This is a genomic window from Methylomonas sp. MS20 (assembly GCF_050275925.1).
In the GTDB taxonomy this organism is placed as follows: domain Bacteria; phylum Pseudomonadota; class Gammaproteobacteria; order Methylococcales; family Methylomonadaceae; genus Methylomonas; species Methylomonas koyamae_A.
The window spans coordinates 4,929,642-4,956,584 of the sequence record NZ_CP189962.1; the positions used below are offsets into that span (position 1 = coordinate 4,929,642).

The window sequence follows — 26,943 nt, forward strand, 5'->3', positions numbered from 1 at the left end:
CGAATGTTGCTGCTCGATTTACGCGCCGCCAAAACTGTATCGCCTTCAACTATGCGGATGGAAATGGGTGTGGGTTTGCCCGTGATGGCTATGTTGATGCTGCACGGCCGCCAGTTTGACCGGCACCAAGTTCAGCGCGCTATGCCTAACGCCGGTTTCGGCGGACAGTTTGTCGGCGAAACCGCGGATGCGCTGGGTCAAGCCGCGCAAAAACAAAGTCTCCAGGCAATCGTCGTGGTCCAGATGGACGTGCATCGACGACACCACCAAATCGTGGGCCTCGTGTTGATGACTGGTCAGGCGTTCGGACAAATTCCGCTCGTGATGGTTGTAAACGTAGGAGAGCGTCGCGATGCTGTAGATGGCTTCGTCTTCGACCAGGCGCTTGGTTTCGATTTCCTTGCGCAACAAATCACGCACGGCTTCCGAGCGGTTGGAGTAACCCCGAGCACTTATCCATTGGTCGAATTCGACGGCCAATTCGTCGCTCAAAGAAATGGTAAATCGTTCCAAGACCGGCTCCTGTCGTTATTGTTATCGGAAACGCCCGATTATAACCCAAGCCGACCGGTGCCCGATCTGCAACCGGAAACACGCCGGCCTTGTCTCGTCAACGGAGCCTGAATGTCCGCCAGCCCCTACACTCACGATCATTTCAGCAAGATATTGATTCGCGGCCAGGCGGCGATTGCACTGCTATTGCTGCTGCTACTGCCCGCCGCCAACTTTTTTTATCCCACCGCTTACAGCCTGAAGGCCGGCCTGCACGGCGTCTGCGCGATATTGGCGGTCGTCGCCGGCACCTATTTGACCCACCGCGCGCTGCCTCTGGTTCGCGGGCTTCATGTCGACCTGACTTCGCTGCGGTATTGGCTGGTGGCAGCGACACTGCTGAATCTGGCCGGCGCGATCAGCGGCAACTGGATCTACATGCGTTATCGCGGCCAGCACGGTCCGCGCGACTGGATATTGCAACAGGTGCCGGCCTTCCACAACGTGCTGATGGAATTCAAGGAATTCGTTTCGCTGTTTCCGTTTCCGCTAATGTTGTCGGCCACCTTTCTGTTGTATTACTACGGCCTGCCGAACGCGCTACGCCGCGACGTCGCCCGCTTTGTCGGCGTGACGATCTTGGTGTCCTGGAGTTTTCTGCTGCTGGGTTTCGCGGCCGGCCTAATCCTGGCGAAACTCCGCTTCGTTTGACCTTTACGAGCCGACCATGACAGATTCCACCGAAAACCGAACCGCGTACTCCGGCCCGGCTGTCGCCGCCAGCCTGTCCTTGCTGCTGGCTTTTTTAACATTGATGATCACCCACCACATCTCGCGCCTGACGCCGACGCTGGATAAATGGGTGCATGGCTACGGCTACTGGATACCCGGCTCGCGCGGCAGCGGACCGGACGGCGCGATCGGCTCCTATTCCGGCAAGGAAACCCTGGCGCTCGGGGTCTGGCTGGCGAGCTGGCTGATTCTGCATTTTCTGTGGCGAAAACAGGAACTGGCTCTGCAAGCGTGGACGCGCCTGTTCGTGATTGGCTTGGCCCTGATCACCCTCGGCTTCTTCCATCCGCTCGCCGACCCCATCGTGTTGTTCATCGCCGGCTGGTTCGACCTCCCCTAACGCCATGCGTACAAAATTCATGCTTCGCTACACGCTTACCGCCATTCTCGGCTTGGCAATCAATGCCGCCAGCCAGGCCGAAGGTATCCTGCTGAAATCCGATCCCAAGAACGGCGCCGAAATCGGCGAGTTCGACGGCACGGTCAAATTTTGGTTTAGCGGCAATGTTGGCGGTCGCTCGCCTTCGGTGGTGGTCGTCAACGGCAACGGCCAGCGGGTCGACAACGGCGATGCCCGCTTGGTTCTCGGCGAACGGCATCGACTAACCGCCACCACCAAGCCCTTGCCGCCCGGCCCTTACGCGATGCGTTATCGGGTGATTACCGAAGACGGCCTGATCGTCAGCGGCGTGTCGAAATTCGTGATCGCCGCAACCCCAGCCGCCCCGGAGAAACATCCATGAATCGCGCTCGACTGATTTTCGGTCTCATCCTGTGCGCGGGCGGCATCGAACAAGCCGCGGCGTCGGTGCCGCTCGGCGGCAACCGCAAGGGTGCCGGCGGCAGCTACGACCTGTACGGCTGCATGCTCAGCAACGATTACTACGTCGTCAATTTTGCCGCCTATCAGTTCGACCCGACCCAGGCCAAGGACAGCAAGGCCTTACCTCAAGCTGAATGCGTGGACATTCCGGCGACCGGCAAGACTCAGATCAGCGTCGATCTGCTGGATCTGGACGTTCGCAAGAAACCGGTAGCCTTGAAAATTCTACGCGAGGACGGCCAAATCATCGTCGAGCTACCAATGACGGTCGCCAAGCAAGGCGTGCTGACCACCACCGTGGATTTCAAAACCCCCGGCAAATACCAAGCAATACTCAGTGTCGACGACACCGATCTACATACCGCGCCCGAGGTCGGCGCGCTGCACATGCCGCTGACGGTCGGACTAGCCGTGGAAAGCACCGGCCCCGCTAGCCGCCTATCCGTTCTGATCGGCGCCGTCGGCATCGCCATTGCCGGCGCGGCCTATTTTGTGCCGCGCCTATTAAAACCTCGACCGGCCGATTCGACCGGCTGAGCCGCGCTCATCATCCGGCCGACAAGGGTACCGCAAAATCCCGCTAAGGCAGGGACATCCACCGCTTATTCAACCGTCACAGGAATCGACGATGAAAACTCTGATTTTTCCACTGAGCTTGGTCGCGGCCTCGGCCTTGCTGTCCGGCTGCGCCCATCGCCACGACGAACACCCCGCCGCCCAAGCCCACCCACACTTCGCGCCCGGCCTAGGCGAATTCATGGCCCAGACCGCCGCCCGCCACGCCAAACTCTGGTTTGCCGGCCAAGCCCGAAACTGGCCGCTGGCCGCCTACGAAGTGGAGGAACTGCACGAAGGTTTGGAAGATGCCGGCCGCTATCACCCGAGCCACAAACAGATCAAGGAGCCGATTCCAAGCCTGATTGCCGCGCATATGGATCAACCGTTAGCCAAACTGGAGCAGGCTATCGCCGCGCGGGACCCGCAAGCATTTATCGAACATTACGATAAGCTGACCGAAGCCTGTAATAGCTGCCACCGGCAAACCGAGTTCGGTTTCAACGTGGTCGTCCGTCCCACAAGCAATCCGTTTACCAATCAGGCGTTCGGCACGTCCGAGTAATGACGAAGGTGGTGCCCAGCGTGGCGCTATCCCCAAACGCTTTCTACCTTAAACCTGCCCGTTCAAGACAAGAATGCTAATCTCCGCCGGGCCCGGCAACACCTAAACAATAAAAAGCCGTCAGTCCAACGGACTTGACGGCTCAATACCAGGCATCGACCGAACATCGCTCGATGCCAAAAACCCCCGTTTATTGGTATTTCGGCAGATTCGCGAAACCTTCCTTGGCAGTCTTCAGCTCTTGTTCGGCGCCGGCAAAATCGGATTTTTTCACCAGCTCCCTGGACTTTTTCAGCTTGAGTACCACTTTGTCGCGTTCGAATTCGAATTTGTAGTTGGCGCTCAGTTCGCTGGCAATTTCAGACGCATCCTTGATATGGGTCGCGATTTCTTGAGCATTCCCGGAAGGTAGCGCGTCCAATGCCGCCTGAATTTTCACATCGACTTCTTTCAAAATCTCGGGGATCGGTTTTTTTACTTCTTTCGCGAACGTCGAGCCGGTAAAGCCCAATAGAGAGAAAAACAGCGCGAAGGCAACAAACATTTTTTGAAACGACATGGGGTCTAAACCTCTAAATATAACTGACTGATAATTAAAATTATTGTTTCGGATACATCATTAATTGCGCACTTACCTAAATACTCCTTTTTTATCAAACGTAAAAAACGGCGAATGGAACTCTCCGCTAACGATCTAGCGCGCCATCGGCCTTGCTTGCCGATACTTTCGCGCTAAACGACCGAAGCAATGCCCGGTCGCGACGCCAACAACCAGCAAGATCAACGTCGCCAGCGCAAAGCCCCCTGAATACGCGACGGCGTCGGCATCCAGCCACATGTCATAGGCATGCAAGTAACCGTGCAGCACTGCCAACAGCTCGATGCTCAACAGTCCGACGCCCACCGGCACTCTCGCGCCCAAAACCAAGAACAAGCCCAGCATCGATATCGAAGCGACCATGACCGCTTCTGCAAAGGGAATTTCAACGGGGATCAGCGTCAAGCCGCAACCGACTGCCATAGCTGCCACAAACCCCAGCGGCAGTAAACGACTCCAAGCACCAGGGGTTTGAGAAATCCACAATCCGACGGCCAACATCGTCAGCAGATGATCAGTGCCGGTCAACGGATGAAGTAAGCCACCGACAAAGCCGACGGATTCAGCCCCCCAGTGAAACGGATGGGCCTCGACAACCAGCGGCTGTAACAGAAGGACCGGAATCGTGCGTTGTAAAAAATCTGCCCTGCCATTCATCGCTACCTCCAATCAAGGCGGTTGAATATTGACCGATACCCCAGGCGTCTTGCCGGAAAAGGCGAAAAACTCGGCCAGGCCGAGCGGATTCAATCCAGGCAACCGCGCCAAGAGCGGACTATGACAACTGTGAAGACATGGCGGGGGCCGAGAAAACCGGCACTTGGACAGCAGTCCAAAATAGGCCGCCCCCCTAACCATTAGGGTATCGCTATGCCTTACCCAACCAAGCCTGGAATGCCTCAAGGCTGAGCGGATGAATAAGACGAGTTCATTTTAGCAGAGATAGGAATAAATAAAAATATTTCATAACAGCCTGATTTTTTTGCCGACCCAGCTCAACGCCGGCGTGCGAAGCGGCCTCAACCGGTCTCGGCGGATGCCGTCGGTACGCTTTACCAACCGGATTTACGATGGGAAATTAAGTTGAGCTGTTCTGCGACAATCCAATTGCGGCAACCACTTATTGACGATGGAGGAGTGGGAATTACGTCGATTTGCGGCGTAACTCCCTGTATCCGAACGCTAGAAACAATCGCAGTGACTGACCCGTGCGCTCGGCATTCCCGGTTTGGACACGAAAGTCAGCCTGAAGCTTGACGGCGATTATGGTCGCGGCGATTGATCAAATCGGCCGACAAATTCAGGACCACTCGCCGCAATGATCTGAAACGTCGGCGGTTAACATTAAGAAACTCAAGCTTAGTAACACGCCCCACTTGCCCGAGCACGGGACAAGCGAGGCCGCGAACAAACGCTACTCAGCGGGCGTCGAACCGATCCAAGTCCATCACCTTGGCCCAAGCCTTGGCGAAATCCTGCACGAACTTTTCCTTGGCATCGTCGGATGCATAGACTTCCGCGACTGCCCGCAATTCGGAGTTGGAGCCGAAGATCAAATCCACCGGCGTTGCAGTCCATTTAAGTTGGCCACTAGCCCGGTCCTTACCGTCGTAAACGCCTTCGGTCGCCGACTTGCCCCATTGCGTGGACATATCCAGCAAATTGACGAAAAAGTCGTTAGTCAACGTGCCGGGCCGACTGGTGAACACGCCGTGCTTGCTATGGCCTGCGTTGGCATCCAGCGCGCGCATACCGCCGATCAACACCGTCATTTCCGGCACGCTCAATGTCAGGTAGTTGGCGCGCTCGACCAGCATTTCCGCCGGCGAATGGGCGTTATCCTTGCCGAAGTAGTTACGAAAACCGTCGGCTTTGGGCTCGAGTACCGCCGCCGAGTTCACGTCGGTTTGTTCCTGCGAGGCATCCATCCGGCCCGGTTTGAAGGGTACCTGTACTTTAAAACCGGCTTTTTTCGCCGCTTCTTCCACGGCCGCCGAACCGCCGAGCACGATCACGTCGGCCAGCGAGACTTTCTTGCCGCCTTTCAAGGAACGGTTGAAGTCGGTTTGGATGGTTTCCAGGCGAGCCAGCACTTTGGTCAGTTCGGCGGGATCGTTGGCTTCCCAGTCCTTCTGCGGCGCCAAGCGAATTCTGGCGCCATTGGCGCCGCCTCGCATATCGGTGCCGCGAAAGGTCGCCGCCGATGCCCAGGCGGTTCTGACCAATTCCGGTATCGTCAAATCCGAGGCCAGGATGGTTGCTTTCAATTTGGCGGTGTCCTTGGCGTCGATCAGCTTGTGATCGACTTTCGGGATCGGGTCCTGCCAGACAAAATCCTCGGCCGGCACTTCGGCACCGACGTAACGGGCCTTGGGCCCCATGTCGCGGTGCAACAGCTTGAACCAAGCCCTGGCAAACGCGGCTTCGAATTCTTTCGGGTTATCCAGAAAGCGCTTAGAAATTTTTTGATACTCCGGGTCCATTTTCAACGCAATATCGGTCGTGAACATGATGGGCGCATGACGTTTGTTGGGGTCGTGCGCGTCCGGCACAAAGTTTTCGCCTTTGTTATCCTTGGGAATCCATTGGGTGGCGCCGGCCGGACTCTTGGTTTGCTGCCAATCGAAGGTGTACAGCCAGGTCAGGTAGTCGTGGGTCCAACGGGTCGGATTGGTAGACCAGGCGCCTTCCAGACCACTACTGACGGTGTCGGCGCCATGTCCGGTTCCGCATTTATTGGCCCAGCCCAAACCTTGCTGTTCTATACCGGCGGCGGCCGGTTCCTTGCCGACGCATTCGTCGGGTTTATGAGCGCCGTGGGCCTTACCGAAGGTGTGGCCGCCGGCGATCAGCGCCACGGTTTCTTCGTCGTTCATCGCCATCCGGCCGAAGGCCTCGCGAATATGCTTGGCGGCCGCCAACGGATCGGGATTGCCGCCAGGACCTTCGGGATTGACGTAAATCAGCCCCATTTGCGTGGCGCCCAACGGTTTCGCCAGTTCGCCGTCGGCGTCATGGCGTTCGTCGGCCAGAAATTTCTTCTCCATGCCCCAGTTGACGACCTCGGCTTCCCAGTCGTCGGCCCTGCCGCCGGCGAAACCGAGGGTTTTGAAACCCATATCTTCCAACGCGACGTTACCAGCCAGCACCATCAAATCGGCCCAGGATAATTTAGCGCCGTACTTCTGCTTGACCGGCCACAACAAGCGGCGGGCCTTGTCCAAGTTGACGTTATCCGGCCAACTGTTGAGAGGCTCGAAGCGTTGCTGGCCGCCGGAAGCGCCGCCGCGGCCGTCGAAGATACGATAAACGCCGGCGCTATGCCAGGCCATCCGGATGAAGAACGGACCGTAATTGCCGTAATCGGCCGGCCACCAGGGCTGAGAGGTATGCAACACGTCGGCGATGTCTTTTTTGACCGCTTTCAGATCCAGGGTTTTGAATTGTTCCGCGTAGTTAAAGGCCTTGCCGAGCGGGTTGGACTCGGCCGCATTCTGGCGCAGCGGTTTCAAATCCAGTTGCTCCGGCCACCAGAAATTGTTGGTGGTGGGCTGTATGTCGGCCTGTACCGGCGCGACATGCAAGGCCGTGATAATAGCGACCGCCAAAGCGGAAGCCAGGAAGGTTTGTCGGGTTTTCATGATGCACCTCTAGTCCTGATGATGATTGGTCGAAAATGCTTGCCGTTGCCCGCTCGGTCAACTTCTCCGCTATCTGGCCAAACGAAGGCAAGCAAAATTGTAGAGCCGATGTCCGGAATTGACCGACTCGGCCTTCGGCGGCGACGGCATTGCCGAACCGGTTAAACGTTATGCAAGGACGTGCCATCGAATTTCGCGCTCGCCTTGTGATGTTGTCGGCGAGACTATTCAACCGAATTCCGCCATCGGACTGAAATTGATTTCTTGGATGGGCCGATAGTTCGCATCAATAGCAGCGGAACCCGCGCAATCATGGATAATGTTTCCGGCCGTCGGTTCCTTTCGGCACATCTTAAATACACGGGTCACCACGAATGAATTTGCGCGATTTAAGCTATCTGGTCGCGGTAGCGGATTTAAGAAACTTCAGTCAAGCCGCCGAACATTGTTCGATTAGTCAGCCCACCCTCAGCACGCAGATCAAGAAGCTCGAGGATTATCTGGGCGCGGACTTGTTCGTGCGGGAGAAAAACCATGTGGATTTGACCGAAGCCGGCCGCGAGGTTCTACCCCTCGCCCGCCGCATCCTGGACGATGCCCGCTCGATCCGGCAAATCGCCGCCCACGCCGGCGGACGGTACCGCAATCACTTATCGCTGGGCGCGTTTCCGTCGCTGGCAAGTTACGTACTGCCGGAATACGTGTTTCGCATCAAGCAACATTATCCGGAACTGAAACTGCAGTTGGTCGAGGAAAAAACCCAGGCTCTGATCGCGCTTCTGCTGAGCAAAAAGCTGGACGCGGCGCTGCTGGCCCTGCCGGTGGCCATCGACGCTCTGGAACAACGCATCTTATTCGAAGATCCGTTCACGCTGGCGGTTTGCGCCGACCACCCGTTGGCCGAGTTGGACGAAGTGGAGTTGGGCATGGCGGCCCAAGAGAATCTGCTATTGCTGGACGAAGGCCACTGTCTGCGCGACCAAGCGCTGAAGCTGTGCGATCCGTCCCGATTCGTCGAACACGATTTCCGGGCCTCCAGCCTGGAAACCCTGCGCTACATGGTCAAGAACGGCGTCGGCGTGACGCTGATGCCGTCGGTAGCGGTGCAGCCGGACGACAAGGACATTCGCTACATCGCTATCCGCCAGCGGCCCAGCCGCACCATTGCGCTGGTGTGGCTGAAGGCCCATCCCCGCGCCGGCTTGCTCGAGGACTTGGCGGGACTATTGGCTTACAAACCGCTGGTCTGAGATTCGTTCCACCGCCTTCGCGCGCCGATCTGCCGCGCGGAAGTCCCGCGAGTGCCTCTTGCTCGACGCGCCCAATATGTGTTGACAAATTACCGCACTCGCACCACCGGGCTGGAAGTCTTTGCGTTGTAGGTAACGGCCAGCAGCGCGCCCTGAACCGGCAACCGCTAGTCTGGAATACGGCACCACGCGCCGGACTCGCTTCGTTATTACTACTCGCGTAGAATCTCGTCCGTCCGTAAGTCGCGGCGCTTGTGAATGACTGCTAACACTTCAATATGGGAGGGTTTGATCTCGTAAAGGATGCGGTAGGAGTAAAGCGAAAGTTCGCGTACTGCCTCGTCGCTCAACTCCGGTACCATGCGCCCAATACGGGGCAGTTGATCCAAGTCAAGCGTTTTAGCGACCAACGCTTCGGCCACCCGTTTGGCATAAATCGGTGAGTCCTGTGCGATGTAGTCGTGAATGTGACGAAGCTGGCCCAATGCGTGATCGGTCCACTTCACCACGCTTGAATATCTCTCAGCACCTGTTCGGCGGGTACGGTTCTGCCCTGTTCGGCGTCTTTCCGGCCGCGACGGATATTTTCGAGCACATAGAGCCGGTACATGATTTCTTCCATGTCGGCGGTATCGGGTAAGCGCTGGATGATGGCAAGGGCTTCTTGTTTAGTGGTCCGTTGTCGTTGCATGGTGTACTTCTCCTTTGGTCGCTGACGGTTTTAGACTTATCCGGCATGGCCCGGAGCACTGATATAGTGTGCATTGGCGACCACCATTCTACCGGTTGGACGCGGTAACCACCATCGTCGAGAAACAGGGCTCTTCAACACCGTCCGCGCAAGCCAGTTCAAGGTGAAGCGGAAGACAAGATACACAACGTTGCGAGGTCGCCTCGCTAAAACTCGTACTTAAACCCCGCCTGCACCAAACGCGGCGCGCCGGGTTGGATGCCGCGCACCCGGTCGACGATGTAGGTGTTGTCCAGCATGTTTTTCATCGAAACGAACAGGGTGAGGTCTTTGCGTACCTTGTAGGAGCTGGCGAAGTTGACCACCACGTAATCGTTAATCTTGCCGAACTGGCCGGACTTGATCAGCGCGTTGCGTTGAGCAGTGGTGCCGACATCCAACGGCAGGTCGCCGGCGCTGTTCAGGTTCATGAAGTCGGCGAATTGCTCGCCGACGAACACCGCTTCCAAGTGTGCATCGAAGCCGCTGGCATGCGAGTAGCCCAGCGTCGCGGTCAGCAGGTTTTCCGGCGCGTAGGGCGCGCGTTTGCCTGCCGCCGAGCCGAATACGTTCCCGCCCGGACAGAATCGGGTGAAGGTCGCGTTCTGGCTGGAGCCGGTCGCCTGGCCGCTGTCGGTCAGGCAATGAAACGGCGACGTGGTTTCTGCGGTCGGCAGCCAGGTGTAGGCGACTTGCGCGTAGGGATTGTGCGCCCAGCCGAACACGTCGCCGAGATCGGCCCGCGCCATCAATTCTAAACCGTCATACAGCGCTTTGCCCTGCGCCACCGGGGTATCGACGCCGCCAACCGTACCCAAGGCAGTCAGGGTATCGAAATCGTTGTGGAAATAGGTTACTTCGGCTTTAACGCCGCGCGCCGGTCTGGCCCGGACGCCGAATTCGGCGTTCCAACTGATTTCCGGGCCAATCTCCACCGCCGCGCCGTTGGCATTGTTGACGCTGTCCTCGACGCGCGGCGGCGCGAAGCCGCGATGGATGCCGAAAAACAACGTGGCCTGATCGATTGGACTGTAGGTCACCGCGAACGACGGCAGGATTTCGGTCATGCCGTTGCCGCCGGCGATCCCGGTTCGCACATCCTTACGCTGGTAACTCACCGACTCGACCCGAACGCCGGGGGTCGCCGTCCAGTTTCCCCAAATGAATTGATTTTGGAAAAAACCGGAATAGGCATCGGCGAAACGCTGGTTGTTTTCCAGCAAGGTGCCGTCGCGCGCGGTCGGCGAGCTGCCCTGGATTTGCCGGCGGTACTGGTTCTCGAAGTGCGCGCGAAAACCCGCATCCAAATGGCTTTCGACGCCGAACAGATCGTGCTTGGCATGTAGAGTCGGGGCAATGCCCCAGGTTTCGTAATTGCGCTTGCGACCGATGTTGTAGTTGCAGTCGTTCATATCCACCGCGATGCCGTTTTCGCGATTTTGCACGTAATTGGCGATGCCGAGGCTGCTGCATTGGTTTTCGGTCGGGAACTGATTCTGCTGCCGCCACCAGTTGCGTTCGTAGGCCGACCAGTAAAAGCTGGTTTCCAAGGTCACGTCCTTATTGAAGTTGTGCTCGTAGGTGGCCGAGGTGGACCAGCGGTCGTTGATGAAGCTGGCGTTCTTATCCGGATTGTAACGAGCGCCCAGCTTGCGGTATTCGGCGTCGGTCAAGCCGAAGGCCGCGCCTTGCTCGTCCTGGTGGTAAAAATCGCCGCGTAGCGTCAGGCGATTGCGCGCGTCAAAGTCGATGATGCTTTTCAGGTTGGCGTCGTCCACCACGGCGAAGGTGTTGTCGCGATTTTCCATGCCTTCCTTGTGAATGTAATCGACCACGCCGCCGACCGCATCCAGGCCTTGCACGTTCTTGACCATGCCGCCGTAACGGGCATGGCCGTTCAGATAATCGCGGTTGCCGCCGGTAAAGCTGACGAAACCGCCGGGCGTGGTCGGTACCTTGGGCGTCAGATAATTGATCGCGCCGTTGATGGTTTGTGGGCCGAATTGGGTCAAGTCGGCGCCCTTGTAAATTTCGATGCCATCGTAGCGCTCGATCGGCGGATGGTAGTAGATGTCGTTATCGCCGTAGGGCGCGAAGTTGAACGGAATGCCGTCCTCCAAAAACAACACCTTGGTGGAGCGAAACGGGTTTTGGCCGCGAAACGCGATATTCGGCCGCAAACCAAAGCCTTCCTCGTCGCGGACATAAACGCCGGGGGCCTTGCGCAAGGCCTCGTTGACGGTGAATACCTGGTCGCGCTCCAGGGTTTGCTTGTCGATCACCGAGGTGGAGCCGGAGAAGGTCGCGGCCTTCTCGACGCTTTCGGCGACTTCGACGCTGGGCAAGGCCTCGTTTAGATCGGCCTCCGCCGTTTGAGTTCGAGTCGACTCGGCGGTTTCGCCGGCAAACACACCTTGGGCCAGCGCGCCGACGATCAGCGCCGGCCATACTCCGCATTTATTCTGCATGTCGTTCACTTCCCGTTCGAATTTGAGTTGGCACATCCTCCGCCCCGGCCGGCTTTCCCGCCGGAATCCACCAACCGAAGCGAAGGATGCTTAACGCAATTTAACGAACACGCGTGAATCGAAACTGAAAATCGGCTCTGGATTTAGCGGCTCAACGGTAGACGCACCGTCGCCAGAAATCCGCCCAATGCCTTGCTGCGGCCGAGGTGCAGGCTGCCTTTGTAACTATCGACGATGTCGGCGACGATACCCAAACCCAGGCCGTGACCTTGCACCGACTCGTCCAGGCGTGCCCCGCGCCGGGTTAACCCCGGCAATTCGGTTTCGCCGCAACCCGGCCCGTCGTCGGCGACCCGCACCAACACCTCGTCGGCAAAGGCCAGCTCAACATCAATGCGCCGCCTGGCCCATTTGCAGGCGTTGTCCAGTAGGTTGCCGAGCATTTCCATCATGTCTTCCCGGTCGAAATGCACCGATGCGTCCGGGGCGGTGATCTGAATATCCAGGTCCTTCTCGGCATGGATCGCCCGCAGGGTTTTTTTTAACGCCACCAATTCCTTGCGGGGATTGAACGCGGCGCTGGCCTGCTGGTCTCCGGCGATCCGGGCACGTTTCAGTTCCCGCTCGATGCAGCGCCGGATGGTTTCGGTTTGGCCCCGCACTTGCTCGCGCAAGTCGGGATGGTCCAGAAACGCCGGTTCTTCGGCAACCCGAAACAGCAAGGCCAGCGGCGGCTTCAGCGCGTGCGCCAGATTGCCGATCGCGGTACGGGACTGCTGCAAGCGCCGGGCAACCAGTTCCAGCAAATGATTGATCTCGTTCACCAGCGGTTTGATCTCGTCCGGCACGTCCAATTCGATACGCTGGCGCCGACCAGCGCAGACTTGTTCCAGTTCGCCGCCGACCAGCGTCAGCGGCCGCAACGCGCGTCCGACATCCCAACTCAGCACGCCGATCGCAGCCATCAGAATCGTCAACGTCAGCGCAAAGTAGGCGGCGCGTATCCAGGTGATATCGTGATCGACCGCCGACAAATCCTCGGCGATATGAATGTTGATTCTATGACCAAAGCGCACCGCGCCCAGGCTCAACACCAGTAACGGTCGATTTTCCGGACCGGACAGATGATAGAGCGTCTGCTGTTCCGGCCCAACGGCTTGAACCGGTAACGGAAAATCCAGCAGCGACGGCGACGGATGGGCTTCGGCGTCGATTTTGACCAGATAGTAATGGCCGGACAGCGGCCGGCTGTAGACCGAGCTGATCCGCAAGCGGTTGAACGAGAGTTTATCGTCGTCGGCAGAGGCCAGCGATTCCAGTAAGGAATAACCGTCGTCGGCCAATCGATTCGCCATCTGGCTCTCGGCGACGGTGCGGATGACCCAATCCGCCGCGATCCAATGCACGACGAAAATCACGCACAGCGCGGCGATCAGGCCGCGGCCCAGGCGCTCGCGCAACGCCATCATGGCCGGCTTCCGAACACGTAACCCTGGCCCCGGCGAGTCTGGATCAAATCGCTGCCGACAATCTTGCGCAGGCGCTTGACGTAGACTTCGATGACATTGCTGTCTGGCTCGTCCGATTCGCTGTAGATATGTTCGCCTAATTGCGACTTGGTCAGGACTTTGCCGGCGTTCATCATGAAATAGCGCAACAGCCGAAACTCGATCGCGGTCAGCGGGTAAGCCTCCCCGCCATTGACCGCGGCGGTTTGCTCATCCTCGTCGAGCAGGACGCCCAACACCTGCAACGTAAACTGATTATGGCGGTGAACCCGTTTCAAAATGGCTTGCAGCCTGACCAGCAATTCTTGCGGATGAAACGGCTTACCCAAATAATCGTCGGCACCGGCCTTGAAGCCGTCCACTTTCTCGTACCAGGCATCGCGAGCGGTCAAAACGATCACCGGCGTGGCATTGCCGGCATCCCGCCAGCGTTTCAAAACGTCGAGGCCGGCCAATTTGGGCAAGCCTAAATCGAGTATCGCCGCGTCGTAATCTTCGGTAGCGCCGAGAAACTCACCGTGCTCGCCGTCCGCGGCCGTATCGACGACGTAGCCGGCCCGCTCCAAGTCCATCTTTAGCGGCGCCGCTAATGCAACGTCGTCTTCAACCAACAGCAATTTCATCGCCTAAGCTCCATGCTCCGCGTTTGCCGGGACAAGCGCCGACTCGGCGCGCGCCGATCATTGAATCCGCAATAAATACCCGTCGGTTTTCTCGCAACCCGGCTTGCTGTGCGCGGTGACGTTGAGCCGCGCGAAACCGTGCTCGATCGGCCGAGGCAATTTGCCCCTGACTTCGGTCTGACCATTTTTCAGCGGAAAAAACTTCAACTCCTTGGCGGATAAATGGTATTGAATAGACCCTGAACTGATATTGGCGACGATAGACGTCGTCGTGGTATTGGACGAAACGATAAAGCTGAACTCGGTAAACGATTGCAGGTATTTATTCGGCGCCGGTTGAAACTCAGTGAATATCGGTTTGTCGCAATGGCCGGAACTGGAAGAACTGCCGTATGCCAGCGCATCGCCGGCCGCCAAGCCCAACGCCAACGCGATAACGGTCTTGATTGAAGCCTTCATGTCTTACTCTCCCGTTTAGTTATTATTTTGGACATAGCTTATCAACAAATTCGCGACGAGCGGATGAATTCGACCCTGCTGCCCTTACAGTATTTTAGCGACTCAATACCATGCCAGCCCTAGCCTTTGTCGATTTGGAGACCACCGGCGCCTCGCCGCGACAAGACCGGATAACCGAAATCGGTATCGTCTTGGTCGATGCCGACGGCGTCCGGGAATGGAGCCAACTGGTCAACCCGCAAATGCGCATTCCGCTGTTCATCGAACAAATGACCGGCATCAGCAACGAGATGGTCTCAGGCGCGCCGCCGTTCTCCGCGATCGCGCGCCAAGTCTGGGAACTGTTGGAAGATCGAGTATTCGTCGCTCATAACGCCCGTTTCGATTACAGCTTTCTGAAAAACGAATTCAAGCGCCTGGACCTGCCGTTTCAGCCGCAAGTGCTTTGTACGGTCAAATTGTCGCGCGCACTCTATCCCCAATACCACCACCATAATCTGGACAGTCTGATCGAAAGGCACGGCCTGACCGCCAACGATCGGCATCGCGCCTTGGCCGACGCCCAATTGATTCATCAGTTTTGGGAGCATCTGCATCGCGAATTCCCGGCCGAGCGTTTGACCGACACGGTGGCCGGTTTGCTCGGCAAATCCAGCCTGCCCTCGCGGATCGACCCGCTGTTGACCCACGAATTGCCCGACGTACCGGGCGTCTATTTGTTTTACGGCGAAAACGATTTGCCGCTCTACATCGGCAAAAGCGTGAATATTCGGCAGCGGGTGCTCGCCCACTTCGCGGCCGACCACCGCCACGACAAGGAAATGAATCTTTCGCAACAACTCAGGCGCATAGACTGGCTGGAAACGTCCGGGGAATTGGGCGCGCTGCTGACCGAAGCCAAGCTAATCAAACAAATGATGCCGGTCTATAACCGCCGTCTGCGCCGCAAGAATGCGCTGGGCGCTTGGCGGCTGGCGCAACACGGCGAACAAGTCCGCCCCGAACTGGTCTGGGCGGACGCGCTGGATTTCGGCGGTCAGGACAATCTGTACGGCCTGTACCACAGCCAGCGCGACGCCCAAAAAGCCTTGCGCGGTCTGGCCGAGCAACACGGCCTTTGCCTGAGCGTGCTGGGCCTGGAGAAAACCGTGCCGGGACGACCCTGCTTCGGCTATCAATTGAAAAAATGCGCGGGCGCCTGCGTCGGGGCCGAACCACACTTGGCGCATGCCGGCCGCTTATTCGTTGCGATGCAAAAACTTAAATTGGCGACTTGGCCCTATCCCGGCCCGATAGGCGTTCGGGAAGGCGACGACATGCACGTCATCGACCGCTGGTGCTACCTGGGCAGCGCCCGCACCGAAGCCGACGTCGCCGAACTGCTCGAGGCCGGCCGGCCGGCTTTCGATCGCGATACCTATACCTTGCTCGCCAAGATGCTGAAAAAGGCCCGGATTATTCCGCTGGCAAGCCGCTCACCCGCTGGGCTCGATCTGGCCGACAACTTCTAAACTACTGCCCACCGAACCGCCGCCCGGCACGAGAATAGAACCAATAAAAAACACTTGTTCTTGATTTGTTTTGTTTGTATAGTCTTTCAAAACAAACACAGAACAACCATGACACTGACCCGTAAACAACAAGCGCTTTTCGACTTCCTGCTGCAAAACCAGGACAGCTTCACCCATCCGCCGACGCTGGAAGAACTGTGCGCGGCAATGGGCTTGAAATCGCGCGGTTCGCTGCATAGCCAAATCAAGGCCCTGATCGACGCCAACCTGGTCGAAGCGCCGGAACGCAAGCAGCGCGGCATCCGCCTGACCGATTACGCCAAATCGTTGGCCGCCCCGACCCAGGATTCCAGTCTGCTGCCGCTAGTCGGCTATATCGCCGCCGGCCGGCCGATCGAAGCCATCGAAAACATCGCCTACATGGCGGTGCCCGAACCGCTGAAAACCGACAAACCTTGTTACATCCTGCGGGTCAAGGGCGACTCGATGCAGGAAGCCGGCATCTTCGACGGCGACTGGGTCGTCATCGAGCAACGCAGCCACGCCCGCAACGGCGAAATCGTCGTGGCCTTGGTCGACAAGGCCGAGGCCACCTTGAAATTTATCGAGCAATACCCCCACGAAACCCTGCTGGTTCCCGCCAACTCTCAGATGCAGGCTATGCGTTTTCGGCCCGAGCAAGTGGAGATACAAGGCGTACTGGTAGGCCAGATGCGCAGTTACACCCACCCTTAAAACCGGAGGCAATCATGATTCGTCACACCGTCCATATGCGCGACCAAAAAGCCAACCAAGTCGCGATGCTGAACCGGGTCGCCCGCCAGTCGGCGATCAATATGCTGGAAGAAATCACGTTGGTGATCGTATTGTGGGGTGTGTTTTTGCTGGCGACCGGTTGACGCCAGCCTACGGATATTGACGATGTATAAGCTGTGCTTTTTCGTACCCGCCAGCCATCTGGAGCCGGTCAAAAGCGCGCTGTTCGCCGCCGGCGCCGGCCATGTCGGCGATTACGACCGATGCTGTTGGCAAACCCTCGGCATCGGTCAATTTCGGCCGTTGCCCGGTAGCGTCCCCTATTCCGGCCGAACCGGCGAGGTGACGCAAGTCGAGGAATACAAAGTCGAAATGGTTTGCAGCGCGGCCTCGATACGTCCGGCGCTGGCCGCGCTGCTCGCCAGTCACCCCTACCAGCAACCGGCTTACGAAATCCATCGCTTGATCGATCCCGACGCGCTACCCGCAGCCGATTAGGCGACTCGCCAACCAGCCTCGCTCCTGCTCGAGGCGTCGCCAACGCCGCATTTTTCGATTTTAAAACGGCTTGAAGACGTTGCCGGCGTTTTTTCAGACTTCCGGCACAGCCGCCCGCGCTTCCGCCGACGGTTATCGCATGCTAAACCGTCCCGACCGGATATAAAAATCTCCGGAAGGCAGTTACCGGAGTCTCGACCACACCCGCGCCACCCTCGGGGGGCGCTAAACGTCGGCCACGGCGCCGCAGCAACCGGTGGCAGCCTCGCCGAAGCTGCTGGAAGGGTCCGGCGCTTTTTGTACGCCTCCGGCCTGGATTTATATCCGGTCCATGTCAATGGAAGTATGGTCCAAGCGAATTTTGAGCTGTTATTCGTCGTCAAGCACGCGGACTTCGGCTCCTTCTCGCAAAAGGGTAGCCGAACCCAAACACGAAGATCGTTCGCATCCGTTATGCTGCACGGCGCTAACTCTTCCCCGGCTCAAGCTTCTTGGCCTTTCAGGCTTTCCGCAGATGGATGGCGCCCCCAGTCCTAGCCGAATTGGACGCTTCTCCGAGGCGGATCGATAGCGGGGCTATCTGGGGAAAACCGGTCTTCAATGAATTTCATTGAGCACATCGTCAACGATGTAAAAACGGTTTTCGGTAATCACATCCGCCGCGATTCGACTGTTTAGTAGGTTGTCCACATCATCCAGCACGCGGTCGAGTACGCTCGGGAGTTCGGCGCGTTCGGCCGATTTGCGCAAGGCTTCGCCCCATATCGCGATATGCCGGGTCGTGATGCGGCGCACCGTATTATCCTTGGCCCACTCCGCCGCGATGGCGGACCCCAACAGCGCCAACTTCGTCTGCATCTGGCTTTTTAGCGAGGGATCGGCAAGCTTGGTCGTCAAATCTAGGCTAATTTCAATCCAGCCCGTCGGATACAGTTCCCAACCCCGGTAAAAACGTTCGACCCAGGTCAGATATTCCTGCAAACTTTGCAACTCGGCATTTTGGCGGTCTCGCTGGTACTGTTCGGCAAACCCGACCGGCGCCGGCATGTCCTCGGGCCAAGCGGATCGGTGGAAATCGGCTGTCGAGCAACCCCAAAGCAAACCCATCGTCAAGCAAATCAGAACGCGGACTTTCATTGCATTGCTTCCAGTTCGGAAAGGAATGCGGGGATTGTAGAGCGGCGCCGATGACAGGACGATTAAGGTCCTGTTACCGCAATTTGACGACAGCGCCGCCAGCCCGACTCAGAACAGCTCGAATCGAGCCAAGTAGCCGAAGTGGTCCGACACCGTGGGATAAAATTCGTCGTTGAAGATGGGTGTCATCTCGCGGATGCGCAACGGATGCCCGTTACGTTTGAAGATGTAATCGATACGCCGGGGCGGACTATGCCGCCAGCCGTCGATCTGCCCGCGAAAGGTCGGTTCGTGAAACCGGTGCGGATGCAACTCGTAATATTGATCGACGTATTCGCCATTGCCGACGATATGGCAATAGGCGTGGTCGCCGGCCGGCGCATTGAAATCGCCGACGATCAAATCACCTCTGACGCCGAAATGCCGGCGGGAAGCGATCAACTGTTTCAAGCGGGCGTATTCCTCGTGGAAGCCATGATGCGCCCAACTCAGATGCACGTTGGCAACGTGCAGCAAGCCAAACCGAGGCAGGTCGATGCAGCTGACGGTCACATTGCGCGACATATAGTTATCTTTGCCGCGATCGTGAGACACGTAAGCGGCATAGTTATGATGCAACGGGTAGCGGCTCAGGATGGCCGTGCCCTCCCGCCATAGCTGAAAGCCGATATGACTCCAGTCCTGGTGAATGTGAAACCACTGCCCCCATTCCCGCAAACGCCGGCATATTCGAAATGCCATATTCGACGGCGACTCGCCATAGGGATGCGTAATCGGATCGTAGCGGTATTCGCCGACTTCCTGAAAACAGACAGCGTCGATACGCTGCTGGGCGATGGCTTCGGCGATGATTTGCACTTCTCGCTCGTGCAAATGCATGGTTTCGAAGCAATTTTGCCGTGGGTGTTGCTGATAGGTATGCAGATTCAGCGTTAACAGTGCGAACGCCATGGTTCTGGTCGGCGGCCGATGCCGATGGCGTTAACCCAATTTGGCGAATTCGGCCTGCAAGGTTACGAGAAAGGTTTCCCGCGCGACCTGGGCGATGCCCAACTGTTGTTGCAGCCGTTGGATTTCGGCGTCGACGATTTGCAGATTGGACAATTGAGTCTTGGCGATGTCGCTAAGGCTGTCGATCGGGTGAGTTTTGTCGCCTATCGTCAAGGTTGGAATGCTGGTGTTTGGATCGGCCATCGAATATTTCCGGAATAGATCAAAGTGAGCGGTTCGGCCCGCACGGCCGACCGTATGCGAGTTTAATCGGCGAATATGACAAATTCGTTTCGACGGCGCCGCCATTCCGGGAGTCAAACCGCCGATCAATGCCCGCCCTCGTCTTCATTTTCCTCAGGCTTGACGATTTCCTGCAACGACAAGGTATCGGCCAGGCTGGGTTTGTCGTCGCCGGTCGCCGAACCCAGGCCTTCGCTGAGATTGATTTTGAGTTTTAGGTTGTTCGGCGAGTCGGAGTTGCGCAATGCTTCGTCCAGCGAAATCACGCCGCTTTTGTAGAGCTTGAGCAAATGGCTGTCGAAGGTTTGCATGCCGATGTTTTCCGATTTTTCCATCGCTTCCTTGATCGCGTGCACGTCGCCTTTCTGAATCAAATCGCTGACCAGTTTGCTACCCAGCAAAATCTCGATCGCCGCCACCCGCTTGCCTTCCACGGTCGGCACCAAGCGTTGCGACACGAAGGCCTGCAAGTTCAGCGACAAATCCATCAACAATTGCGGACGGCGCTCTTCCGGAAAGAAATTGATGATCCGGTCCAAGGCCTGATTAGCGTTATTGGCATGCAAGGTGGACAGACACAGGTGGCCGGTTTCGGCGAAGGCCAGCGCATGCTCCATCGTCTCCTGACTGCGTATCTCGCCGATCAAAATCACGTCGGGCGCTTGGCGCAGCGTGTTTTTCAGCGCGTCTTCATAGCTGAGCGTATCGACGCCGACCTCGCGCTGATTCACCAGCGATTTCTTGTGCGGATGGACGAACTCGATCGGATCTTCGATGGTAATGATGTGGCCGGACGCATGGCTGTTGCGGTAATCGATCAAGGCCGCCAGCGAGGTGGATTTGCCGGAGCCGGTGCCGCCGACGAACAAGATCAGGCCGCGCTTTTCCATGATTTTGTCTTTCAGCACCTGCGGCAAGCCCAGGGTGTCGGCGTTGGGAATATCGACCTTGATGTTGCGGATCACCAGCGCGTAATTGCTGCGTTGCTTGAAAATATTCACCCTAAACCGGCCCACGCCTTCCTCGGCGATGGCTAGATTCATTTCCGGTACCTGTTCGAAGGCCGCGCGCTGATCGGCATCCATGATGGCATGGGCTATCTCTTTAAGTCTTTCGTTGGTCAGTCGAATGTTTTCCAGCGGCCGCAGCGTGCCGTGAAATTTAGCGACCGGCGGCGCGCCTGCGGTCAGATATAAATCCGAACCGTCTTGTTGAACCAAAATTTTCAGGTAATCTTTAAATTCCATTGCACAGCCTCGCGTCGGGAAATCCGCCCAAGTGTAGGCCAAGCCCTCAACAAGTTGAAGCCCCGCCGCCCCGAACCGGTATAATGCCCGGCTTTTTCTCGATTAGACGTTTGCGGTTATGAGTCAACAACGTAAGGCAGTAGCGTTGATTTCCGGCGGCCTGGATTCCATGCTGGCCGCCAAGGCTATCCTCGAGCAAGGCATTCATGTCGAGGGCATCAATTTTTTCACCGGATTTTGCGTCGAAGGCCATACCCACGCCATTCGTAAACAGGACGAAGCCAAAACCAAGCGCAACAATTCGCTGTGGGTCGCCGAGCAACTGGGCATCAAGCTGCATATCATCGACATCATCGAAGAATACAAGCAAGTTCTGCTGAATCCCAAGCACGGCTACGGCGCCAATCTGAACCCCTGTCTGGACTGCAAGATTTTCATGGTCAACAAGGCCAAGCAATGGATGGCGGAAAACGGTTTCGACTTCATCATCACCGGCGAAGTCGTCGGCCAACGGCCGATGTCGCAACGCAAGCAAACCATGCCCATCGTCGCCGCCGAATCCGGCGCCGACGACTTGCTGGTAAGGCCCTTGTCCGCGCAAAACCTGCCGGCGACCTTGCCTGAGCGCGAGGGCTGGATCAGCCGAGAAGCATTGTTCGGCTTCAGCGGCCGCTCGCGCAAACCGCAGATGGCGCTAGCCAAGCAATACGGTTTCAGCGATTACGCCCAACCGGCCGGCGGCTGCTGCTTTTTGACCGACGCCGCCTATTCCCAAAAATTGGCCGACTTATGGCAGGCGCGCGGCAAGCGCGACTACGACTTGGACGACGTGATGCTGTTGAAAGTCGGCCGGCATATTCGGCCCAAGCCGCATTTCAAACTGATCGTGGCCCGCGAGGACGGCGAGGCCCGTTTCATGAGCGGCTATAAAAAAGAATTCGTCAGCATGAACTGCGCGAGCCATCGCGGCCCGTTGGTGCTGATCGACGGCACCCCGGACGAAGACGATCTGCATTTGGCTGCCCGCATCCTGGCCCGTTACGGTCAAGGCCGAGATGCCGAGAACGTGGACGTAACCATCCGCGACCGGCAGGGCAACGAACGCCAAATCAGCGTGGCCCCGTTGGCGGCCGAGCAAATCCCCGAGGCATGGTTTGTATGAACGAATTCACGCTAAACGCCCGCCGCCTGCTCTGCCCGTTGCCGGTGATTCGCACCCAGGATAAAGTCAAAACCCTGCAAAGTGGCGACGTACTGACCGTGGAATGCACCGATCCCGGCGTGATGCAGGACATCCCGGCCTGGTGCCGGATCAACGGGCATCGGGTGTTGGAGACTCGGGCGGAGAATGGCGAGTATGTTATTGTTTTACAAGTGGGCTAAGTTCCACGTCAGAGTTTTCGGACCACAGTGTTAACAGGATAGAAAATGGCAGTAGGTCACACCGAATTTCCGATCATGCACGCCATCCAGGGCGTCAAACTCGGCACCTGCAACGCGGGGATCAAGCAAACCGTGCGCGACGACATTCTGGTCGTCGAAATGGCCGACGGCGGCAGTTGCGCGGCGGTATTCACCCAAAACGCGTTTTGCGCCGCGCCGGTTCAATTAGCCAAATCCCATCTGAGCATGGCGCCGCGCTGGCTGTTGGTGAACTCCGGCAACGCCAATGCCGGCACCGGCAAGCAAGGCCTGCAAGACGCCTTCGCCTGCTGCGCCAGCCTGGCCGGCGAAGTCGAGGGAATCGCCCAACAAGTGCTGCCGTTTTCGACCGGCGTCATCGGCGAACCGCTGCCGGTCGCCAAGTTAACCTCCGCGCTACCTAAGGCGGTCGCCGATCTGGCGGAGACCCACTGGGACCAGGCCGCCCGCGCGATCATGACCACCGATACGTTCCCGAAAGGCGCATCGACCGTCGTCGACATCGGCGGCCATCCGGTCGCGATCACCGGCATTTCCAAGGGCGCCGGCATGATCCAACCCAATATGGCGACGATGCTGGGCTTCATCGCCACCGACGCGACCATCGACCAGTCCCTGCTGCAACAATGCCTAGCAGCGGCGGCGGAAGTCTCGTTCAACCGGATTACCGTCGATGGTGATACATCGACCAACGACGCCTGCGTACTGCTGGCCAGCGGCGCGAGCGCCGCTCCGGAGATCCTGGCCGACAGCGAGCACTACGCAAAATTCGCCGACGCGGTCACCGCCGTGTGCAAGCGGCTGGCCGAACTGATCATCCGCGACGGCGAAGGCGCCACTAAATTGATCCGCATCCGGGTCGAGCAAGCTTCGAGCGCCGCCGAAGCGTTACAAGTCGCCAAAACCATCGCCCACTCGCCGCTGGTCAAAACCGCGTTCTTCGCCAGCGATCCCAACTGGGGCCGCATTCTGGCGGCGGTCGGCCGGGCCGGCGTCGTAAACCTGGTACTGGAAAACATCGAAATTTATCTGGGTACCGTCTGTATCGTCGAGAACGGCGGCCGCTCCCCGCTGTACACCGAACAAGACGGCCAACGCGTGATGAACCAGCAAGAGATTCTGGTCACGGTCAGATTGGGCCGGGGCGAGGCGTGCGAGGAAGTGCTGACCTGCGATTTCTCCTACGACTACGTCAAGATCAACGCCGAATACCGTACCTGAGATGACCGGCGTCAGCCGTCCCCTGCATGTCGCGGTCGGCGTGATTCGCGGCGGCGGCGGCCGAATCCTGATCGCCGAACGCGCCAAGACCGCCCACCAGGGCGGACTCTGGGAGTTTCCGGGCGGCAAGGTCGAAGCCGGCGAAACGGTGCTGGAAGCCTTGCGCCGCGAGTTGCACGAGGAAATCGGTATTCGCGTCGCGGATGCCACGCCGCTGATCAAAATCGCTCACGATTACGGCGACCGCCAGGTGTTGCTCGATGTGTGGGATATTCGGCGATTCGAAGGCCTAGCCCACGGCCGCGAAGGTCAGGCCATACGATGGGTAGCCACCGAACGACTGAACGAATTCGCCTTTCCGGCCGCTAACCGCCCCATCATTGCCGCCGCGCGATTGCCCAGACACTATGCCATTCTGGAAGCCGCCACCCAACGACAAGCCTTGGACCGCTACCGCCTGTTGATCGACCAAGGCATCCGGCTGATTCAAATCCGGCTGAAATCGCTGCCGACGGCCGAATTGGCCGCCACTCTGGAAGGCATCGCATCGGAAAGCAGCGGCACCGACACCACGTTGATGATCAACGCCGATCTGCCGATATCCGACGCCGGCTACGCTGGTTTGCACCTGAGCAGCCGGGCATTGCGCGCCTGCAAGGCTCGGCCGGCCGGCTATCGCTGGGTCGCTGCGTCGTGCCACGATTTGGCCGAGCTGCGCTTGGCGGAAGATTTGGGCTTGGATTTCGCGGTGCTGGCACCGGTCCAACCGACCTCCTCGCATCCGGGTGCTGCTGCGTTGGGTTGGGAACGCTTCGAAGCGTTGGTCGAGCGGGCCGGTTTACCGGTTTACGCGCTGGGCGGCTTGCAACGTGAAGATGGCGCCCGTGCCGCCCACGCCGGCGCGCAAGGCATCGCCGGCATCGGCGCGTTTTTGAACGCCGCTCAATCGCCGGGATAAGCGTCGTCGTCGGACGGGTCGTCGACTAGCGGTTCGCCTGGAATCTTATGGGCCTCGGTGGCCCAATCGCCCAAATCGATCAGCTTGCAACGCTCGGAACAGAAGGGCTTGAATGCTTCGGCGGCCACCCAGGCCACCGGTTTTCGACACGTGGGGCAAGCCACTGTCGTCGTGGAACGAGTGCTCATCAGAACATGCAGCGGGTCAATTGGAAATCGATATCGTCGAGAATTTGGTTGGGGCGGTTTTCGTCGGTGGACGGCTTCATGAAGCGGATGCTGAAACGGTGTTTGCCGCCACTGATTTCGGCGAAACACGGCAAGGCGGCCGCAATGCCGACCCGCAGCAATTGCACCGGATGGCTTTTATCCAACGCCAGTTGAAAGAATCCAGCCTTGGCGACTTCCTGAGTCGGCACGTGGCTTTGACGAATGAAACCCAGGATCAGGTCTATCGCTATCCGGATCGCCACGAAAGGCTGGGTCCAGCGTTCCAAGTCCTTTTGTTGCTCGGCCTCGTCCTGCTCCAACCAATAATGAAACGCCGGCAAATCGAACGAACAACTGCCGCCCGGTATCGAGTTGCGCTGGGAAATGCTTTGAAACAAATCGCTTTCCATGACACTGATGCCGATCTTGCCGTTGGCGCTGTATAGGCTGCGGCTGGCCTGACTGACCTCGGCCAAAATCTCCTGGAGCTTTTCGCCGTCGACACCCTGGCTATTAGCCAGCTGATTCAAAACCTTGGTATGCCTGTCCAGCTCCTTAAGCAATTCGGATTTCAAATCGCTACGGCTGAAGATGGTCAATATATCCAACAGGACGGAGATCGCGGCGCGTTTGTCGAACACCGAGGCGCCCAACATGAAGTGACTAAGTTGTTGAAAGAGCTGCTCCAAGCGCATAAACACACGAATTCGTTCATTCAGAGGGAATTCGTAGATGGTGAGTGTATTCAAGCCGTGGGTGTCCTAACAGAGGCTAATAAATTATAGGAATTGTGCAGGCTTTTAACCTGTTCTGCAAGCCGGTCGGGATCGCCGCCGTTGTCCAAAACGTCGTCGGCCCGCGCCAGGCGCGCCTCTCGGGAAAGCTGACTGGCGATAATCGCCCGCGCCTGATCGATCGCCAATCCGTCCCGAGCCAGCACCCGTTGCAGTTGCTTCTTCGGCGGGCAATCGACCACCAACACCCTATCCACCCGACGATCGCCATCGGTTTCCAGCAATAAGGGCACCGCGACGATGACGTAGGACCCAGTCAAACCCTCGACTTGTCTAGCGATTTCGGTATAGACCAAGGGATGCAATATGGCTTCCAAACGGCATTTTTGCTCCGGATCGGCAAACACCTTGGCCCGCAAAGCGGCTCGGTCCAGCGCGCCGTCGGCATGTAAAACCGCGCTTCCGAACGCCGCGACGATGTCTTGCAAGGCCGGCTGACCGGGTTCGACCAATTGCCGGGCAATCAGATCGGCATCGACGATGGGCACGTCCAGCGCTTCGAACAGCCGGCAAACCGTGGATTTGCCGCAGCCGATGCCGCCGGTCAAGCCGATCGTCAACATCAATTCAATCCGGCAAAATGCAGATACCAGCGGTTGATGTCGTCGCCCCACAGCATGGCGATCCAACCGGCCGCCGCCAGATAAGGCCCGAACGGAATCGGCTTGGACGCTTCGCGCCGCCCGGTCGCGATCATCGTCACGCCGACCAACGCGCCCAACAGCGACGACAGCAACACAATCTGCGGCAGATACTGCCAACCGAACCAGGCGCCAAGTAGGGCCAATAACTTGAAATCGCCGAAGCCCATACCTTCCTTGCCGGTCAGCAATTTAAAGCCCTGGTAAACGCTCCACAGCGCCAAATAGCCGGCCGCCGCGCCGATGATCGCATCGCGCGGTTCGGCATAGACACCGAACAAACTCAGCAACAAACCCAGCCACAACATCGGCAAAGTGATGCTGTCGGGCAACAATTGATGGTCGAAATCAATGAAACTCAACGCAATCAAGCTCCAGGTCAGCAGCAAGCCAAATGCCAACCCCAGCCCGAAGCCCAACTTCCAGGCCACCAGCGCGGAACACAATCCGGTTAACGCCTCGACCAGTGGATAGCGCCAAGCGATCGCGGTGCCACAGTGCGCGCACCGGCCGGCCAACAACAAATAGCTCAGCACCGGAATGTTTTGATAGGCCTTGATCGGCGCGTTACAGGCCGGACAGTGCGAAGCCGGCCACATCAGATTGAAGACCTCGGCGGACTCCGAATACGGCAGTTGCAAAAACTCGTGACAATCGCGCCGCCAATCGCGTTGCAGCATTACCGGCAACCGGTAAATCACCACATTCAAGAAGCTGCCGACCAGCAGACCTAGCAGCAGCGCCACACCCATCAGTAGCGGCGGAAATTGTTCCAACAACGTCAGCATAAAATCTCGCGGAAATCCCGCCCG

32 protein-coding genes are annotated in these 26,943 nt (G+C 58.1%); 14 read left to right on the forward strand and 18 right to left on the reverse strand.

Annotated features, from left to right (window positions below; translation table 11 throughout):
* Positions 1-45: 45 nt before the first annotated feature.
* A complete protein-coding gene (gene nikR, locus ACQE3D_RS21900) occupies positions 46-513 on the reverse strand; it encodes a nickel-responsive transcriptional regulator NikR (RefSeq protein WP_313730466.1) in 468 nt (155 codons plus the stop codon).
* Between the two features lie 111 nt (positions 514-624).
* On the opposite strand from nikR, the gene ACQE3D_RS21905 reads away from it, so the two are divergent.
* The 5 genes from ACQE3D_RS21905 to ACQE3D_RS21925 all read left to right on the forward strand — a co-directional run bounded on the left by ACQE3D_RS21905 (position 625) and on the right by ACQE3D_RS21925 (position 3,227).
* Positions 625-1,203, forward strand: coding sequence for a hypothetical protein (locus ACQE3D_RS21905; protein WP_313730465.1), 579 nt, complete (start codon positions 625-627; stop codon positions 1,201-1,203).
* A 16-nt stretch (positions 1,204-1,219) separates the two neighbouring features.
* Positions 1,220-1,624 (forward strand): hypothetical protein, encoded by a 405-nt coding sequence (locus ACQE3D_RS21910; RefSeq protein ID WP_313730464.1) that lies wholly within the window; start codon positions 1,220-1,222, stop codon positions 1,622-1,624.
* A 19-nt stretch (positions 1,625-1,643) separates the two neighbouring features.
* A complete protein-coding gene (locus ACQE3D_RS21915; RefSeq protein ID WP_313730463.1) occupies positions 1,644-2,027 on the forward strand; it encodes a copper resistance CopC family protein in 384 nt (127 codons plus the stop codon).
* Positions 2,024-2,644: a hypothetical protein gene (locus ACQE3D_RS21920; protein ID WP_313730462.1), complete on the forward strand. Its 621-nt coding sequence runs from the start codon at positions 2,024-2,026 to the stop codon at positions 2,642-2,644. Before ACQE3D_RS21915 ends, ACQE3D_RS21920 begins: the two co-directional genes overlap by 4 nt.
* A 91-nt stretch (positions 2,645-2,735) precedes the next feature.
* Positions 2,736-3,227: a hypothetical protein gene (locus tag ACQE3D_RS21925; protein WP_313730461.1), complete on the forward strand. Its 492-nt coding sequence runs from the start codon at positions 2,736-2,738 to the stop codon at positions 3,225-3,227.
* Positions 3,228-3,417: 190 nt separating this feature from the next.
* Here ACQE3D_RS21925 and ACQE3D_RS21930 read toward each other — a convergent pair whose 3' ends face one another.
* From ACQE3D_RS21930 to katG, 3 genes are all read right to left on the reverse strand, one after another.
* Entirely contained in the window at positions 3,418-3,786 is a 369-nt protein-coding gene (locus ACQE3D_RS21930) for a hypothetical protein (RefSeq protein ID WP_064030911.1), read from the reverse strand.
* 135 nt (positions 3,787-3,921) lie between these two features.
* Entirely contained in the window at positions 3,922-4,482 is a 561-nt protein-coding gene (locus ACQE3D_RS21935; RefSeq protein WP_313730460.1) for a HupE/UreJ family protein, read from the reverse strand.
* 761 nt (positions 4,483-5,243) lie between these two features.
* Positions 5,244-7,466: a catalase/peroxidase HPI gene (katG, locus tag ACQE3D_RS21940; protein ID WP_313730459.1), complete on the reverse strand. Its 2,223-nt coding sequence runs from the start codon at positions 7,464-7,466 to the stop codon at positions 5,244-5,246.
* A gap of 374 nt (positions 7,467-7,840) precedes the next feature.
* Between katG and ACQE3D_RS21945 the strand changes: the two genes are divergently transcribed.
* Complete coding sequence (locus ACQE3D_RS21945) at positions 7,841-8,716, forward strand: LysR substrate-binding domain-containing protein (protein ID WP_064030914.1); 876 nt, start codon at positions 7,841-7,843, stop codon at positions 8,714-8,716.
* Between the two features lie 212 nt (positions 8,717-8,928).
* Here ACQE3D_RS21945 and ACQE3D_RS21950 read toward each other — a convergent pair whose 3' ends face one another.
* The 6 genes from ACQE3D_RS21950 to ACQE3D_RS21975 all read right to left on the reverse strand — a co-directional run bounded on the left by ACQE3D_RS21950 (position 8,929) and on the right by ACQE3D_RS21975 (position 14,504).
* On the reverse strand, positions 8,929-9,225 hold the full coding sequence (locus ACQE3D_RS21950) for a type II toxin-antitoxin system RelE/ParE family toxin (RefSeq protein ID WP_313730458.1): 297 nt from the start codon (positions 9,223-9,225) through the stop codon (positions 8,929-8,931).
* Positions 9,219-9,407, reverse strand: a complete 189-nt coding sequence (locus ACQE3D_RS21955) for a hypothetical protein (RefSeq protein WP_168028170.1) — start codon at positions 9,405-9,407, stop codon at positions 9,219-9,221. The genes ACQE3D_RS21950 and ACQE3D_RS21955 overlap by 7 nt, the downstream gene beginning before the upstream one ends.
* Before the next feature lie 206 nt (positions 9,408-9,613).
* A complete protein-coding gene (locus ACQE3D_RS21960; RefSeq protein WP_313730457.1) occupies positions 9,614-11,950 on the reverse strand; it encodes a TonB-dependent receptor family protein in 2,337 nt (778 codons plus the stop codon).
* 107 nt (positions 11,951-12,057) lie between these two features.
* Positions 12,058-13,383 (reverse strand): sensor histidine kinase, encoded by a 1,326-nt coding sequence (locus ACQE3D_RS21965; protein WP_313730456.1) that lies wholly within the window; start codon positions 13,381-13,383, stop codon positions 12,058-12,060.
* Entirely contained in the window at positions 13,380-14,045 is a 666-nt protein-coding gene (locus tag ACQE3D_RS21970) for a response regulator transcription factor (RefSeq protein ID WP_071158834.1), read from the reverse strand. Before ACQE3D_RS21970 ends, ACQE3D_RS21965 begins: the two co-directional genes overlap by 4 nt.
* 57 nt (positions 14,046-14,102) lie before the next feature.
* The gene (locus tag ACQE3D_RS21975) at positions 14,103-14,504 is read right to left on the reverse strand and encodes a hypothetical protein (RefSeq protein ID WP_064030919.1); all 402 of its coding nucleotides are present in this window, start codon (positions 14,502-14,504) and stop codon (positions 14,103-14,105) included.
* 110 nt (positions 14,505-14,614) lie between these two features.
* Here ACQE3D_RS21975 and ACQE3D_RS21980 point away from each other — a divergent pair, with 110 nt between their 5' ends.
* The 4 genes from ACQE3D_RS21980 (at position 14,615) to ACQE3D_RS21995 (ending at position 17,269) form a co-directional block, all read left to right on the forward strand.
* The gene (locus ACQE3D_RS21980) at positions 14,615-16,015 is read left to right on the forward strand and encodes a 3'-5' exonuclease family protein (protein WP_313730455.1); all 1,401 of its coding nucleotides are present in this window, start codon (positions 14,615-14,617) and stop codon (positions 16,013-16,015) included.
* A 108-nt stretch (positions 16,016-16,123) separates the two neighbouring features.
* A complete protein-coding gene (lexA, locus tag ACQE3D_RS21985; RefSeq protein ID WP_071158838.1) occupies positions 16,124-16,750 on the forward strand; it encodes a transcriptional repressor LexA in 627 nt (208 codons plus the stop codon).
* 14 nt (positions 16,751-16,764) lie between these two features.
* Entirely contained in the window at positions 16,765-16,914 is a 150-nt protein-coding gene (locus ACQE3D_RS21990) for a hypothetical protein (protein WP_157197959.1), read from the forward strand.
* A 22-nt stretch (positions 16,915-16,936) separates the two neighbouring features.
* Complete coding sequence (locus tag ACQE3D_RS21995) at positions 16,937-17,269, forward strand: NGG1p interacting factor NIF3 (protein ID WP_313730454.1); 333 nt, start codon at positions 16,937-16,939, stop codon at positions 17,267-17,269.
* A gap of 597 nt (positions 17,270-17,866) precedes the next feature.
* On the opposite strand, the gene ACQE3D_RS22000 is transcribed toward ACQE3D_RS21995, so the two are convergent.
* The 4 genes from ACQE3D_RS22000 to ACQE3D_RS22015 form a co-directional block, all read right to left on the reverse strand.
* Positions 17,867-18,406: a hypothetical protein gene (locus ACQE3D_RS22000; RefSeq protein ID WP_313730453.1), complete on the reverse strand. Its 540-nt coding sequence runs from the start codon at positions 18,404-18,406 to the stop codon at positions 17,867-17,869.
* Between the two features lie 108 nt (positions 18,407-18,514).
* Positions 18,515-19,357, reverse strand: a complete 843-nt coding sequence (locus ACQE3D_RS22005) for an endonuclease/exonuclease/phosphatase family protein (protein WP_313730452.1) — start codon at positions 19,355-19,357, stop codon at positions 18,515-18,517.
* A 30-nt stretch (positions 19,358-19,387) separates the two neighbouring features.
* Positions 19,388-19,600 carry a DUF6447 family protein gene (locus ACQE3D_RS22010; RefSeq protein WP_313730451.1) on the reverse strand — a complete coding sequence of 71 codons (213 nt, stop codon included), beginning with the start codon at positions 19,598-19,600 and terminating at the stop codon, positions 19,388-19,390.
* A 125-nt stretch (positions 19,601-19,725) separates the two neighbouring features.
* Entirely contained in the window at positions 19,726-20,886 is a 1,161-nt protein-coding gene (locus ACQE3D_RS22015) for a PilT/PilU family type 4a pilus ATPase (protein WP_313730450.1), read from the reverse strand.
* Positions 20,887-21,004: 118 nt separating this feature from the next.
* On the opposite strand from ACQE3D_RS22015, the gene ACQE3D_RS22020 reads away from it, so the two are divergent.
* The 4 genes from ACQE3D_RS22020 to ACQE3D_RS22035 are packed head-to-tail and all read left to right on the forward strand — an operon-like array spanning position 21,005 to position 24,487.
* Positions 21,005-22,048: a tRNA (5-methylaminomethyl-2-thiouridylate)-methyltransferase gene (locus tag ACQE3D_RS22020; protein WP_427551283.1), complete on the forward strand. Its 1,044-nt coding sequence runs from the start codon at positions 21,005-21,007 to the stop codon at positions 22,046-22,048.
* The gene (locus ACQE3D_RS22025) at positions 22,045-22,269 is read left to right on the forward strand and encodes a sulfurtransferase TusA family protein (protein WP_281021539.1); all 225 of its coding nucleotides are present in this window, start codon (positions 22,045-22,047) and stop codon (positions 22,267-22,269) included. Before ACQE3D_RS22020 ends, ACQE3D_RS22025 begins: the two co-directional genes overlap by 4 nt.
* A gap of 45 nt (positions 22,270-22,314) precedes the next feature.
* Positions 22,315-23,529 (forward strand): bifunctional glutamate N-acetyltransferase/amino-acid acetyltransferase ArgJ, encoded by a 1,215-nt coding sequence (argJ, locus tag ACQE3D_RS22030; RefSeq protein WP_313730448.1) that lies wholly within the window; start codon positions 22,315-22,317, stop codon positions 23,527-23,529.
* 1 nt (position 23,530) lies between these two features.
* Entirely contained in the window at positions 23,531-24,487 is a 957-nt protein-coding gene (locus ACQE3D_RS22035) for a Nudix family hydrolase (protein ID WP_313730447.1), read from the forward strand.
* On the opposite strand, the gene yacG is transcribed toward ACQE3D_RS22035, so the two are convergent.
* The 4 genes from yacG to ACQE3D_RS22055 are packed head-to-tail and all read right to left on the reverse strand — an operon-like array spanning position 24,472 to position 26,919.
* The gene (gene yacG / locus ACQE3D_RS22040; protein ID WP_064030930.1) at positions 24,472-24,675 is read right to left on the reverse strand and encodes a DNA gyrase inhibitor YacG; all 204 of its coding nucleotides are present in this window, start codon (positions 24,673-24,675) and stop codon (positions 24,472-24,474) included. The genes ACQE3D_RS22035 and yacG overlap by 16 nt on opposite strands.
* A complete protein-coding gene (zapD, locus tag ACQE3D_RS22045) occupies positions 24,675-25,445 on the reverse strand; it encodes a cell division protein ZapD (protein ID WP_082885650.1) in 771 nt (256 codons plus the stop codon). The genes yacG and zapD overlap by 1 nt, the downstream gene beginning before the upstream one ends.
* Positions 25,442-26,053 carry a dephospho-CoA kinase gene (coaE, locus tag ACQE3D_RS22050; RefSeq protein WP_313730446.1) on the reverse strand — a complete coding sequence of 204 codons (612 nt, stop codon included), beginning with the start codon at positions 26,051-26,053 and terminating at the stop codon, positions 25,442-25,444. The genes zapD and coaE overlap by 4 nt, the downstream gene beginning before the upstream one ends.
* Positions 26,053-26,919 carry a prepilin peptidase gene (locus ACQE3D_RS22055; protein ID WP_313730445.1) on the reverse strand — a complete coding sequence of 289 codons (867 nt, stop codon included), beginning with the start codon at positions 26,917-26,919 and terminating at the stop codon, positions 26,053-26,055. The genes coaE and ACQE3D_RS22055 overlap by 1 nt, the downstream gene beginning before the upstream one ends.
* Positions 26,920-26,943: the final 24 nt, after the last annotated feature.